This window comes from Mesorhizobium sp. M0615 (genome assembly GCF_040320805.1).
Taxonomy (GTDB): Bacteria; Pseudomonadota; Alphaproteobacteria; order Rhizobiales; family Rhizobiaceae; genus Mesorhizobium.
In genome coordinates, this window is the sequence record NZ_JAMYQI010000004.1 from 171,368 (window position 1) to 184,452 (window position 13,085).

Genomic DNA, 13,085 nt, shown 5'->3' on the forward strand with positions numbered 1-13,085 from the left:
CCGTGGTGGCAACTATGCGTTGGGCCATGGACGATGACGCATTTATGCGCTTGGAGGATATTCTGATGTCGGACAGCAAACGGATCACGGCCAGCAAAGACGACCTGCTCGAACTCGAAAAGGGGTTCTGGACGGGCGACGAAGCTTACTACGCCGCCAATGTCGACACAGAATGCCTGGTGGCATTTCCTGAGATGGCACAGGCAATGGACAATGCCGATCTGGCCAAGACAGCGACCAAGCCCAACCGCTGGCGCGACCTTCAGATCGACCTCAAGGGTATCATCGAGCCCGGCAGCGACATTATCATGCTGACCTATGAGGCTCATGCGACACGGGAAAACGGCGAGCCCTACGCGGCGCTGGTCAGCACTGGCTATGTCCACCGTGTCAACGGCTGGAAGATGATGTTCCATTCGCAGACGCCGATGGAAACCGCGAAGGGCTGACCCCTTTCACCGGTCGAGCCGGCTCGGCCGCTCGGTCTCCGATCAGGGATAAAAAACGGCTTCGCCCTTCAGCGCGTCGGCCAACATCTTCTCGTATTTGACGCGCGGCACGTCGACCGCGCCGAAGCGTTTGAGATGCTCAGTGGTGAATTGCGTGTCGAGCAGGGCAAAGCCGCGCGCCTTCAGCCGCTCGACCAGATGATACAGGCAGGTCTTGGACGCGTCGGTTTCCCGGGCGAACATGCTTTCGCCGAAGAACACGCGACCGAGCGAGACGCCATAGAGGCCGCCGACCAGCCGTTCCTCGCGCCATGCCTCGACCGAATGGCAGTGCCCCAGACGGTGCAGTTCGATATAGGCTTCGCGGATCGGCGCGTTGATCCAGGTCGAGCGGCGCTCCTCGCGCTTTTCGGCGCAGCCGTCGATCGTCGCCTCGAAATCGAAATCGAAGCGGATGTCGAACGGGTGCTTGCGAATTGTCTTCCGCAAGCTCTTCGGCGTGTGGAAGCCATCGAGCGGTATGATGCCGCGCGTCTCCGGCCGCACCCAGAACACTTCCGGGTCGGAAGCGCTCTCGGCCATCGGGAAGACGCCCGAGGCATAGGCCTTGAGCAACAGGTCGGTCGGAATGCGATAGCCGGGAGCGTAAGGACGGGTCATCGCGGCATCATAGCGGCAAGTCGGGCGCTATTCCTCTTTGGCCAGATACTTTTCCAGCCAGTGGATGTCGTAGTCGCCATTGGCGATATCGGCATTGCCGACCAGGTCGCGAAACAGCGGCAGCGTCGTCTTGATGCCGTCGACGACGAACTCGTCGAGCGCCCGGCGCAGCCGCATCATGCATTCGACGCGGTTGCGGCCGTGCACGATCAGCTTGCCGATCAGGCTGTCATAATAGGGCGGGATCTTGTAGCCGGAATAGACACCGGAATCGACGCGGATGCCGAGACCGCCAGGCGTATGGAAATGCGTAATCGTGCCGGGCGAAGGCGTGAAGGTGCGCGGGTCCTCGGCATTGATGCGGCATTCTATGGCGTGGCCGTTGAACTTGATGTCCTCCTGGCGCACCGAAAGCCCGCCGCCGGAGGCGACGCGGATCTGTTCGTGGACGAGATCGATGCCGGTGATCGCCTCCGTTACCGGATGCTCGACCTGCAGCCGCGTGTTCATCTCGATGAAGTAGAACTCGCCATTCTCGTACAGGAATTCGATGGTGCCTGCGCCGGAGTAGCCGAGGTCGGCGATGGCCTTGGCACAGATATTGCCGATGCGGGCGCGCTCCTCGGCGTTGAGGGCCGGCGAGGGCGCCTCTTCCCAGACTTTCTGGTGGCGGCGTTGCAGCGAACAGTCGCGCTCGCCGAAATGCACGCCGCGGCCGGCGCCGTCGCCGAATACCTGCACCTCGATGTGGCGCGGCTTTTCCAGGTATTTCTCGATGTAGACGGCATCGTCGCCGAAGGCGGCTCCCGCTTCCGTGCTCGCTGTCTGCAAGGCGATCTCAAGGTCAGCCTCGGTAAGGGCGACCTTCATACCGCGCCCGCCACCGCCTGCCGATGCCTTGATGATCACGGGATAGCCGATCTCGGCGGCAATGCGCCTGGCTTCCTTTTGATCGGTGACGGCGCCGTCGGAGCCCGGCACAACCGGAATGCCGAGCCGCTTTGCGGTGCGCTTGGCCTCGATCTTGTCGCCCATGATGCGGATGTGGTCGCCCGACGGGCCGATGAAGGTGATGTTGTGGGCGGCGAGAATGTCGGCGAACTTGGCGTTTTCCGACAGGAAGCCATAGCCCGGATGCACGGCATCGGCGCCTGTGATCTCGCAGGCTGCGACGATCTGGTGGATGTTGAGATAGCTGTCGCGCGACGGCGGCGGACCGATGCACACGCTTTCGTCGGCGAGCCTGACATGCATGGCGTCAGCGTCGGCGGTCGAATGCACGACCACGGTCTGGATGCCGAGTTCCTTGCAGGCGCGCAGCACCCGAAGCGCGATTTCGCCGCGGTTGGCGATGAGGATCTTCTGGAACATCCGGCCCGCTCTACTCGATCACGACGAGCGGCATGCCGTACTCGACCGGCTGGCCGTCCTCGAACAGGATCGCCGTCACCGTGCCGGCGCGCGGCGAAGGGATCTGGTTCATCGTCTTCATCGCTTCGATGATCAGCAGCGTCTGGCCTTCCTTGACCTTCTGGCCGACTTCGATGAAGGCCTTGGCGTCGGGCGAGGGCGCGAGATAGGCGGTGCCGACCATCGGCGAGGGGACCGCGTTCTTGGACGGATCGGCCACTGCTGGTGCGGCAGCCGCGCCGGCCGCGGGCTGCTGCGCTGCCGGAGCATAACCGGCCTGCGGTGCGGCGATGGCGTGGACGGCCGGCGCCTGGCGCGATACGCGCACCTTCAGGTCGCCGAGCTCGACTTCGATCTCGGTGAGATTGGTGTCGTTCAGTATGCCCGCCAGATCGCGGATCAGTTGCTGGTCAACACCGGTCTTCTTTATCGACATTTTCGAGCCTTCTGTTTGTGGGCCGGTCATAGGCGTGCCGCCAGCGCCTGCAGCGCCAGCGAGTAGCCAAGCGGCCCGAACCCGCAGATCATGCCGACAGCGACCGGCGCGACCATGGAGACGTGGCGGAATGGTTCCCGCGCGTGGATGTTGGAGAGGTGAACTTCGGCGACGGGCAGCGGCGCGACAGCGCGGATGGCGTCGTGAATGGCAATCGAGGTGTGGCTGTAGGCACCCGGATTGATGACGATGCCGGCTGCCTTGTCGCCGGCTTCCTGGATCCAGTCGACGAGGTCGCCCTCATGGTTCGACTGGCGAAAATCAATCTCGAGGCCAAGCGCGGCGCCCGCCTGCTTGCAGTCGTCGGCGATCGCGGCAAGCGTCTTGCCGCCATAGATGCCCGGCTCGCGCTTGCCGAGCGCGTTCAGGTTGGGGCCGTTCAGGACGAAAATCGTTTTCAAAAATGCCGACCTTTTCCGACGCCGGCCTCAAGCCGGCGCGCAGGGCCTTCTATAATGGGCATAGCCGCCCGCGGAAAGAGCACAAGTGCGATCTTTCACTGTCCACAACAGGCGGAAATGTGCCCGTGAGAAATAGGCTCGCGTGCAAGATCAGAGCGCGGCTTTCGCCGCCTCGATCTTTTCAGCCAGCACTTCCTGGCCGAGCGCCCCGAACACCACCTCATTGCCGACCACGTAGGAAGGCGTTCCGGTGATGGCCAGCTTGTTGGCGAGGTCGAAGGTCTTGGAGAAAGCCTCGGTGATGGTCGGATCCTTCATCTTCTCGCGCAATTTCGCCTCATCGGCGCCTAGCGACAGCGCAACCTTGATGGCCGCCGCCTCGGTGGCGCGGCCCTGGCCGCCGAGCAGGGCGTTGTGGAACTCGCCGTATTTCTCCGGATGCATCAGGTGGAAAGCCATCGAGACGACGCTGGCCTTTTGCGAATCCGGCCCGAGGATCGGGAATTCCTTGAGCACGAAGCGCAGCTCCGGATCGGCCTTTGTCAGAGCCTGCATGTCCTCGATGGCGCGTTTGCAGAAGCCGCAATTGTAATCGTAGAATTCGACGATGGTGACCTTGCCCTTCGGGTTGCCGACGACACCGTCGAAGGTCGAGTTGAAAATCTCGGACTTGGCCTTCTCGATGACTCCGAGGCTGGCTATGCGCTGCTCTTCCTTCTGCTTGGCCTCGAGCGCCTCCTGCACTTCGAGCAGCACTTCGGGGTTCTTCAGGAGATAGTCGCGGATAATGCCCTCGACCTCGGTGCGATCGATCTTGGTGTCGGCCGAGGCGGTCTGCACGGCCTGCGCCGTGCCGGCCTTGGCGACCTGCGGACTGCCGGCGACGAACCCGAAAGCGAGCATGGCAAGAGCAGCCGCCACTCCCGTCGTGCCGAGCAATATTGCCTTGTTCATCGTCTCATCCTCTTTACCGGTTCCGGTCTATCCTAGTCGCCGCGGGCGACCGGAAGGTTCATTTCTTGAGTTTGCCTGAAGGGTTGTAGTTTATGATGTCCTGCGCCCGAATCCAGCCGGGTTCGCCACGCTTCAAGTCCTTTTGCGCGCGCATGGCGAAAATTTTCGCATTCGTGTAATCGCCGGAATAGAAATGGCCCTCGGCGGTGGCGAGTTCCGCCGCCGGAATGTTGCCAAGCTCGCCATAGGCCTGGGCGAGATAGCGGTATCCGACCGTGTTTTCCTTGTCGCGCCCGAGACCGTTGTTGATCTGCACCACCGCCTTCTTCAGCGAGTCGGGCGTGCCGATGGCCATCAGCGCCTGGCCGAGGGAAACGGGCAACAGGCCCGACCTCACCGGATCGAGGCTGACCGCCTTGGCATAGGCGTCCGCGGCGTCCTTGGGCTTGTTGGCCTTCATCAGGATGTCGCCGCGCATTTCCTGGAAGTAGGGGTTCTTCGGCTGTTCCTTGATCAATGCATTGGCCTTGGTCAGTGCTGCACCCAGATTGCCGTAGAGATAGGCCATCTGCGCTTCGCCATAGCGCGAGGCGAGGCTGCCCGGGGCCTTGCGGATCAGCCGCGTGGCGGCGGCCTGGCCGCCCATATAGGCGGCGATCTTGATGCGCATCATGTCGTGCCGCTGCTGCAGTGCCGGCGGATCGACCTTGTCGACGTTAGGGCTCTGCTTGACCAGCACTTCGAGATTGGCGATGCGCTCCTGCGGCATCGGGTGGCTGATGCGGTAGGGATCGACCTGCGTGCCGGAAAGCGACAGCGCGCTCTGGAAGCGGGCGAAGGTCTTCAGCATGCCCAAGCCGGACTGGCCGGTGGCATTGAGATAGGTGATGGCAGAGCGGTCGGCGGTCGACTCTTCGGTGCGCTGGTAGGCAAGAATGCTGCGCTGCGCCATCTCGCCGCCGCCCGCGGCCACGCCCATGCCGGCGCCGGCAAGGCCGCGGCTGTTGGTGGTGGCGCCGGCAACGATGGCGCCGGCGCCAAGCAGCGTGGCGATGATGGCCATGGTCTTGGCGCGCTCGAGCTGGTCGCGCAATTTCTGCTGATGGCCGCCTGCGATGTGGCCGGCCTCATGGGCGATGACGCCGATGATCTCGTTGGGCGTTTCTGCCTGCATCAGCGCGCCGGTGTTGATGAACAGCCGGCGCCCGGTGACGAAGGCGTTGAAGCTCTGATCGTTGACCAGAACGATATCGACACCGTCATTGGCAAGACCGGCCGCCTTGAAGATCGGCCGCGCATAGTCGCGCACCAGCGCCTCGATCTCGGCATCGCGCACGACCGGCACCGCCTGCGCGAAGGCCGTCACCGAGCCGGTGACAGCGACGGCGGCGGCAAGCAAAAGCGTCGCAAAGCCGCGCGCTGTCTTCCCGATGGAAGATTTGGACATCGTTGATTTGGGTCGGCTCTGCATGAGGTCCACTGGTAAACGAGCGCGCGAACGATGAAAAGTCACGGCACCGAAACTAGGCGAACTTGTGATCCTCACATCAATCGGGCATTTGTGCGGCGCTGCCGCCGGTTGATGGCTTTGAGCGGCGGGCCGGACGGAAAGATTGAGGTCAAATGGTAGTTTCGCTGTCGCGCCGCGGTGAAGTCGAGCCGTTTCACGCCATGGACATTCTGGCCGAAGCCAACCGGCTGAAGGCGACGGGCGTGCCTGTCGTCTCCATGGCCGTCGGCCAGCCATCCGATCCGGCGCCCGTGGGCGTGAGGGAAGCAGCCGCAAATGCGCTGAGGATCGGACGCATCGGCTATACCGACACGCTCGGTCTGGCGGATCTGCGCAAGGCGATCGCCGGACATTATGGCGATCACTACGGGATCGATGTCGCGCCGAACCGGATCGCCGTGACCACGGGATCTTCGGCCGCCTTCAATCTGGCCTTCCTGGCGATGTTCGATCCCGGCGACCGCGTCGCCATCGCAGCACCCGGCTATCCCGCCTACCGCAACATCATGGCGGCGCTCGGCATCGAGATCGTCGAGATCGAGCTCGGCAGCGACGCCTATCTTCATGCCGAGCATTTGAAGGCGGCGCATCGCGAAAAACCGCTGAAGGGCGTGTTGTTCGCCAGCCCGGCCAATCCGACAGGTGCGGTCATTCCCGTCGACGAGTTGTCGGCACTGGTGAGGACAGCCGAAGAACTCGGCATCGCGGTGATATCGGACGAAATCTATCACCGGCTGGCCTATGCCGCGCCCGACACCACGGCGCTGGCCCATGGCTCAGGCGTGACGGTGATCAATTCCTTCTCGAAATATTATTGCATGACCGGATGGCGCATCGGCTGGATGGTGCTGCCGGAAGCTCTGGTGAGGCCGATCGAGCGCATCGCCCAGAGCCTCTACATCTCGCCGCCGGAACTGTCGCAGATCGCGGCAATCGAAGCCTTCAAGGCGGCGGAAGAGCTGGAAGCGGTGAAGGCGCGCTATGCCTGGAACCGCGAGCTGTTGATGCGGCGCCTTCCGGAACTCGGATTTCCCTTGGCGGCGCCGATGGACGGTGCCTTCTACGCTTTCTGCGATGTCACCCGGCATACCAATGACAGCATGGCCTTTGCGCGCAAAATGCTGGCCGAAGCGCATGTGGCGGCGACGCCCGGTCGCGATTTCGATCCGCTGGCAGGACACCGCACGATGCGCTTTTCCTATGCCGGCAGCCATGACGACATGGTCGAGGCGATGGCGCGCATCGAGCGCTGGCTGAAATAGCGGGGACGAGCATGCCGGATCTTGAACAAACGCTGGCCGACATCGCCGCCGAGATGGCCGAGCGCTCCGATCGCGGCGAGGTCGCCACCTACATTCCGCAGCTCGGCAAGGTCGATCCGAAGAAATTCGGCATTGCCGCCGTGACCAATGACGGCCGCGTGCTGGTCGCCGGCGACGCCGACCAGGCGTTTTCGATCCAGTCCATCTCCAAGGTGTTTACGCTCACGTTGGCGCTCGGCAATGTCGGCGACGCGCTGTGGCAGCGTGTCGGACGCGAGCCGTCGGGCAATCCGTTCAACTCGATCGTGCAGCTCGAGCATGAGAACGGCATTCCGCGCAATCCGTTCATCAATGCCGGCGCCATCGTCGTCTCCGACATACTGCTTGCCGGCCACCAGCCGCGCGAGGCGATCGGCGAAATCCTGCGCTTCATCCAGTTCCTTGCCGATGACGAAGCGATCATCATCGACCGCGAGGTCGCGGCTTCCGAACGCGCCACCGGCTATCGCAACTTCGCGCTTGCCAACTACATGAAATCCTTCGGCAATGTCCACCATGCACCGGAGCTGGCGCTGGGCGTGTACTTCCACCATTGCGCCATCGCCATGAGCTGCCGGCAATTGGCGCTGGCCGGCCGCTTCCTCGCCAATGGCGGCAGAAACCCGGCAACCGGGCACTCCGTGGTGTCTGCCGAGCGGGCGCGGCGCATCGGCGCCATGATGCTGACCTGTGGCCACTATGACGGCTCCGGCGATTTCGCCTTCCGTGTCGGCATTCCGGGAAAAAGCGGCGTCGGCGGGGGCATATTGGGGATCGTGCCGGGTGTGGCTTCACTCGCCGTATGGTCGCCGGGCTTGAACGCCAACGGCAATTCCAAGTTGGGGTCGATCGCCTTGGAAAAACTGGCCAGGATGATGAACTGGTCGATTTTCGCCCCCTGACGCCTTCCATCATTCGCGCATGAAAAAATCCCGCGCCGTGGTTTGAATGGCGCGGGATTTTTGTCAGGAACCTATCTTAATCGGCTGAATAGCTTAGAAAAAGCCCTTCCGCTGCCACCAGCCGGCGCGCTTCGGCTTTTCCTCGGCCTTTGCCTCGTCGGCAACGCTGGAGGAAACCACCGGCACCGCGGAGGTATCCGCGGCCACGGCTTTGCGCCGTGACGGGCGAGCCTTGGCGGGCTCGTCGTCGACGGTCGTTTCCGTGGCGGCATCGGCCGCAGCGGGGGCGGCAGCTTCGACGGCAGCTTCCGGTGCAGCCTCGGCCGCCGTCTCATCGGCGACTTCCACCACAGCCTTCTTTGCCCTTGAAGCGCGCTTCTTCTTCGGCTTTTCGGCTGGAGCGTCGTCGTTCGCCGCGGCGGGAGCCGCCGCTTCTTCAACCGCTACGGCTGCTACGGGCTCGCTTGCGGCCGTTCCGACTTCAGCGGCCTCGGCCACCGAGGCGGTTTCGCCGGCTTCGGTCTCCGTGCCGTCTTCGCGACGATTGCGCTTGCCGCCGCGCTTGCCGCGACGGCGCTTCTTGCCCTGGGCGTCATCTGATGCTTCCACCGTTTCGACGGCGCCAACCTGGGCTTCGTCTTGCTGTGTTGCATCGTCATCGCCTGGTTCAGCGGCAAAGTCGTCGCTTGCCGCCGAAACCGAAGCACCTTCGGCGCCATGCTCGCGATCGCCATGTTCGCGTTCGCGATCCTTGCCGCCGCGCCGCCTGCGGCGCTTGCGACGCTTGCGGTCGCGGCCTTCGCCGTCCTCAGCCGATCTCGGCTGCTGCTGCGATTGCGGCTGCGCCTGGCGCGGCTGCTCGGCCTGTACCACAACCTCGTCGTCTTCCTCCTCGATGACGATCTCGTCCTCGGGCTCTTCCGGCTCGACATAGGCCGGGAAGGTTCGCGCTTCGACAAAGCCTTCCGGCTTTTCGGCAATGGCGCCGCGGAAGATCGCGTAGTGCTGCACACCGACCGTATCATCGGCCTCGACGGTGATGGTCAGGCCAAAGCGGCTTTCGAGTTCCACCAGCGTGCCGCGCTTGTGGTTGAGCACATAGAGAGCGGTCGCCGCCGGGGTCCGCACCGTGATGTGGCTGCGCGAATCCTTGAGCAGGAATTCCTCGATCGCCCGTACCACCATCAGCGCCACCGACGAATCGGAGCGCACATGGCCGGTGCCGCCGCAATGCGGGCAGGGCTTCATGGTCGATTCCAGCACGCTGGCGCGGATGCGCTGGCGCGACATCTCCATCAGACCGAAATGTGAGATGCGGCCGACCTGGATGCGGGCTCGGTCGTTCTTGAGGTGATCCTTCAGCCGCTTCTCGACGGAGCGGTTGTTGCGGTTCTCCTCCATGTCGATGAAGTCGATGACGATCAGGCCGGCGAGATCGCGCAGCCTCAATTGCCTGGCGACCTCTTCCGCCGCTTCAAGGTTGGTGTGGAGAGCGGTGTCCTCGATCGAGTGCTCCTTGGTGGAGCGGCCCGAATTGACGTCGATGGCGACCAGGGCCTCGGTCTGGTTGATGATGATGTAGCCGCCGCTCTTCAGCGTCACCTGCGGCTGCAGCATGCGGTCGAGCTGCGCCTCGATGCCGTTGCGCACGAAGATCGGCGTCGTGTCGCGGAACGGCTGAACCACCTTGGCGTGGCTCGGCATCAGCATGCGCATGAAATCCTTGGCCTCGCGATAGCCTTCCTCGCCGGAGACAAGAATCTCGTCGATATCCTTGTTGTAGAGGTCGCGCACCGAGCGCTTGATCAGGCTGCCTTCCTCATAGACGAGGGCAGGGGCGGTGGATTGCAGCGTCAGGTTGCGGACGTTTTCCCAAAGCCGCATCAGATATTCGTAGTCGCGCTTGATTTCCGCCTTGGTGCGGCTTTCGCCGGCGGTGCGCAGGATGACGCCCATGCCCTGCGGCACTTCGAGATCGGCAACGACCTCCTTGAGGCGCTTGCGGTCGACCGCACTGGTGATCTTGCGCGAAATGCCGCCGCCGCGTGCGGTGTTGGGCATCAGCACGGAATAGCGGCCGGCAAGCGACAGATAGGTGGTGAGTGCAGCGCCCTTGTTGCCGCGCTCTTCCTTGACCACCTGCACCAGCAGGATCTGCCGGCGCTTGATGACTTCCTGAATCTTGTACTGGCGGCGCACCGGCTTGCGGCGGCTGCGCACCTCTTCCAGCGCATCCTCGGCGCCTACGGATTCGATCTCGTGGTCGTCCGGATGCGAGGACTGCACCTCTTCCAGCATGCCGCGATCATTGTCCTCGGAGGTGGCTTCGCCACTTGCCTCGCTGGACGACCTTTCGTCACCCGGCTCCGCCGCAGGGACAGCTTCGGAGATCACATCCGCTTCGACGCTTGCCGCGATCGATGTCGGGCCGCCTTCCGACGGTTCGGTCCCGGATGTCTCGGCGTCGGAGGCTTCGCTGTCGCCATGTCCGGCATGATCGTCATGCCCGGCGGTATTGGCCGCGGCATGCTCGGAAGCAGGCGCTTCGGAGACGGCATCGCTGCCGGCATCGCCATGTTCGCCGTTTTCATCATCGGCGCCGGCGTCGCGCTTGTGTTCGCCGCGCTCACGACCCTTGCCGCCGCGCCGGCGGCCGCGCCGGCCGCGATCGCGACTCTGGCGGTCGTCGCCGTCATTGTCCTCGTTCTCCTCGTCCTCGGCTTCCTGCGCTTCAGCGCGCAGCAAAGCCTGACGATCGGCGACCGGGATCTGGTAATAGTCGGGGTGAATTTCACTGAAGGCGAGGAAACCGTGACGGTTGCCGCCATATTCGACAAAGGCTGCCTGGAGGGAAGGTTCGACACGCGTTACGCGGGCGAGATAGATGTTTCCTTTGAGCTGCTTCTTGTCCTGAGATTCAAAGTCGAATTCTTCAATACGGTTACCGCGGATAACGACAACGCGTGTTTCCTCCGGGTGGGAGGCGTCTATCAGCATTTTGTTGGGCATTATTTCGTTTCCTCCCGGCAGCCGTCAGCCGCAGCTTGCGAGGCAAAGCCCGCTGCTGCGTGTCTGGGATGTGGGTGCCGGATGTCTGAATGTCCGCCGGACGCCGCTTGAGCGCCATGGCGGTGCCGCCCGCAGCCACAATGGCGCGGTTTGATGCGGACCTTTCCATGATTGCGCTTGAAGCCATCGTCACCAGCAGAACCTTTTGAACCAAAGCCCGGACGAACCGGACCAGCTTGTTTGCTCATACAGAGCCGGCACGGGAACAAACCCGGCCGTTTTCCTCACGCAGGCGATTCCCCCGCCACGGGCGCACACCTGCGAAATTCGTCGCGATCACCTGAAGCCTTTTCGCTGGAGCGAAAGGAGCCGCCTTTCATCTGACCTGTAGCAGGAAGCTGCGGGAGAAGCGGTTCCAGGATTGCAGTGATCCACCATCGCTTTTATGATTTGACGGGGTGGAAGGCAACCCCGATTTCGGATGCCGGCAAAAAGCAGTGCCGTAACGGAAGCACAGGCCTTAATCCTCAATGAAAAGGCTTGGTTAACCTTCTCTGGATACCAATCGTTAATCGAGTCTGCGGCCTGACCGGCATTTCGACCAACCACGCGGGCGCAAGCGCCAAATCGGGAGCGACTGCAAAGAAATGGGACTGGCGGGCATCACAGACAAGGGCCATGGCCGTGCAGGCCGTTTCCTGCGCGCTGCCGGTGTGCTGTTGCTGCTGGCGCTTTGCCTTGCTTTTGCGCCGGTTTCACGCGCCGCCGATGCGCCACTCGGCGCCACCGCCTACAAGATGGCCGGCGACGCAACCAAGATGCGCATCGTCATCGATTTCGACCGCGAGCCCGACATCAAATGGTTCCTGCTGCGCGGCCCCAACCGGCTGGTCGTGGACCTGCCGCGCACCCGATTCGCCATTGGCGCGAAGGACGCCAAGGCCCGCGGCCTGGTCAAAGCGGTGCGTTATGGCGATCAGGGCGAGGGATCGCGGCTGATCCTGACCGGCAAGGGGCCGTTCTCGGTCGACAAGCTCGAGGTGCTCAAGAACGAGGACGGCGCAGGCTATCGCATCGCCATCGACATGTCGGCAGCCTCCGACCGCGAGTTCGACGAAGCCCTTGCCAACCAGGCGCTGACCACTGGCTCGACCGTCTCCACCGACAAGGGCTCCAGGGTCGGCACAGGGCCGATCTCCAATCCCGGGCATCGCTTCACCATCGTCATCGATCCCGGCCATGGCGGCATCGACGGTGGCGCCGAAGGCCTCAACGGCACCATCGAGAAGAACGTGACGCTGGCCTTCGCCACCGAATTGCGCGACAAGCTCGCCGCCGTCGCCAACTACGACGTGTTCATGACGCGCGATACCGACGAGTTCCTGCGGCTCGATGACCGCGTGCGCATCGCCCGGCAGCACGAGGCCGACCTTTTGATCTCGATCCATGCCGACACGATCAGCGTCAAGGGTATCAGAGGCGCCACCGTCTATACCGTCTCCGACAAGGCGTCCGATCCGCAAGCGCAGGCGCTTGCCGACCGCGAAAACCTCTCCGACCAGTTCGCCGGCATGGTGATCAAGGACGACAACAAGGAAGTCACCGACATACTGATCGACCTGATCCGCCGCGAGACGCATAATTTCTCGATGAGCTTTGCCCACACTCTGGTCGGCCAGTTGTCCACCAGCGTCGGCCTGATCAATAATCCGCAGCGTTCGGCCGGCTTCAAAGTGCTGAAAGCGCCCGATGTGCCGTCGGTGCTGGTGGAACTTGGCTATCTCTCCAACGCCAAGGATGAAGCGCAACTGCTCGACGCCGACTGGCGCGGCAAGGCGGCGCAGAGCATCACCAACGCCGTCGCCCTGTTTGCCTCCGCCAAGATGGGAACGGGAACCGGAGGCTGAGATGGTCGCCGCCGCCCACGACCGGAGGCAGCGTTGCACGACGACAACACCAGGCGCTTTTATTTCAGGTGGGGGATGCCTAAACC

General features: G+C 63.1%; 11 protein-coding genes. 4 read left to right on the plus strand and 7 right to left on the minus strand.

Annotated elements, in window-relative coordinates:
* Positions 1–65 precede the first annotated feature (65 nt).
* On the plus strand, positions 66–449 hold the full coding sequence (locus tag NKI46_RS08205) for a hypothetical protein (protein WP_023667489.1): 384 nt from the start codon (positions 66–68) through the stop codon (positions 447–449).
* A gap of 42 nt (positions 450–491) precedes the next feature.
* Here NKI46_RS08205 and aat read toward each other — a convergent pair whose 3' ends face one another.
* The 6 genes from aat to NKI46_RS08235 form a co-directional block, all read right to left on the minus strand.
* Complete coding sequence (gene aat / locus NKI46_RS08210; RefSeq protein ID WP_023681498.1) at positions 492–1,109, minus strand: leucyl/phenylalanyl-tRNA--protein transferase; 618 nt, start codon at positions 1,107–1,109, stop codon at positions 492–494.
* A gap of 27 nt (positions 1,110–1,136) precedes the next feature.
* Positions 1,137–2,480: an acetyl-CoA carboxylase biotin carboxylase subunit gene (gene accC / locus NKI46_RS08215; protein ID WP_023681497.1), complete on the minus strand. Its 1,344-nt coding sequence runs from the start codon at positions 2,478–2,480 to the stop codon at positions 1,137–1,139.
* A 10-nt stretch (positions 2,481–2,490) separates the two neighbouring features.
* Positions 2,491–2,955, minus strand: coding sequence for an acetyl-CoA carboxylase biotin carboxyl carrier protein (gene accB / locus NKI46_RS08220; protein WP_023681496.1), 465 nt, complete (start codon positions 2,953–2,955; stop codon positions 2,491–2,493).
* Positions 2,956–2,981: 26 nt separating this feature from the next.
* The gene (aroQ, locus tag NKI46_RS08225; protein ID WP_023667485.1) at positions 2,982–3,416 is read right to left on the minus strand and encodes a type II 3-dehydroquinate dehydratase; all 435 of its coding nucleotides are present in this window, start codon (positions 3,414–3,416) and stop codon (positions 2,982–2,984) included.
* Positions 3,417–3,566: 150 nt separating this feature from the next.
* Positions 3,567–4,370 (minus strand): DsbA family protein, encoded by an 804-nt coding sequence (locus NKI46_RS08230; protein ID WP_352745704.1) that lies wholly within the window; start codon positions 4,368–4,370, stop codon positions 3,567–3,569.
* 58 nt (positions 4,371–4,428) lie between these two features.
* Positions 4,429–5,841, minus strand: a complete 1,413-nt coding sequence (locus NKI46_RS08235; protein ID WP_352459058.1) for a M48 family metalloprotease — start codon at positions 5,839–5,841, stop codon at positions 4,429–4,431.
* Between the two features lie 152 nt (positions 5,842–5,993).
* On the opposite strand from NKI46_RS08235, the gene NKI46_RS08240 reads away from it, so the two are divergent.
* Together NKI46_RS08240 and NKI46_RS08245 are read left to right on the plus strand one after the other, a co-directional pair.
* Positions 5,994–7,142 (plus strand): pyridoxal phosphate-dependent aminotransferase, encoded by a 1,149-nt coding sequence (locus NKI46_RS08240; RefSeq protein WP_023738935.1) that lies wholly within the window; start codon positions 5,994–5,996, stop codon positions 7,140–7,142.
* 11 nt (positions 7,143–7,153) lie between these two features.
* Positions 7,154–8,083, plus strand: a complete 930-nt coding sequence (locus NKI46_RS08245; RefSeq protein WP_023738934.1) for a glutaminase — start codon at positions 7,154–7,156, stop codon at positions 8,081–8,083.
* 93 nt (positions 8,084–8,176) lie between these two features.
* Here NKI46_RS08245 and NKI46_RS08250 read toward each other — a convergent pair whose 3' ends face one another.
* Complete coding sequence (locus NKI46_RS08250) at positions 8,177–11,092, minus strand: ribonuclease E/G (protein ID WP_023756361.1); 2,916 nt, start codon at positions 11,090–11,092, stop codon at positions 8,177–8,179.
* Positions 11,093–11,739: 647 nt separating this feature from the next.
* Between NKI46_RS08250 and NKI46_RS08255 the strand changes: the two genes are divergently transcribed.
* The gene (locus NKI46_RS08255; protein WP_023738932.1) at positions 11,740–12,999 is read left to right on the plus strand and encodes an N-acetylmuramoyl-L-alanine amidase; all 1,260 of its coding nucleotides are present in this window, start codon (positions 11,740–11,742) and stop codon (positions 12,997–12,999) included.
* Positions 13,000–13,085: the final 86 nt, after the last annotated feature.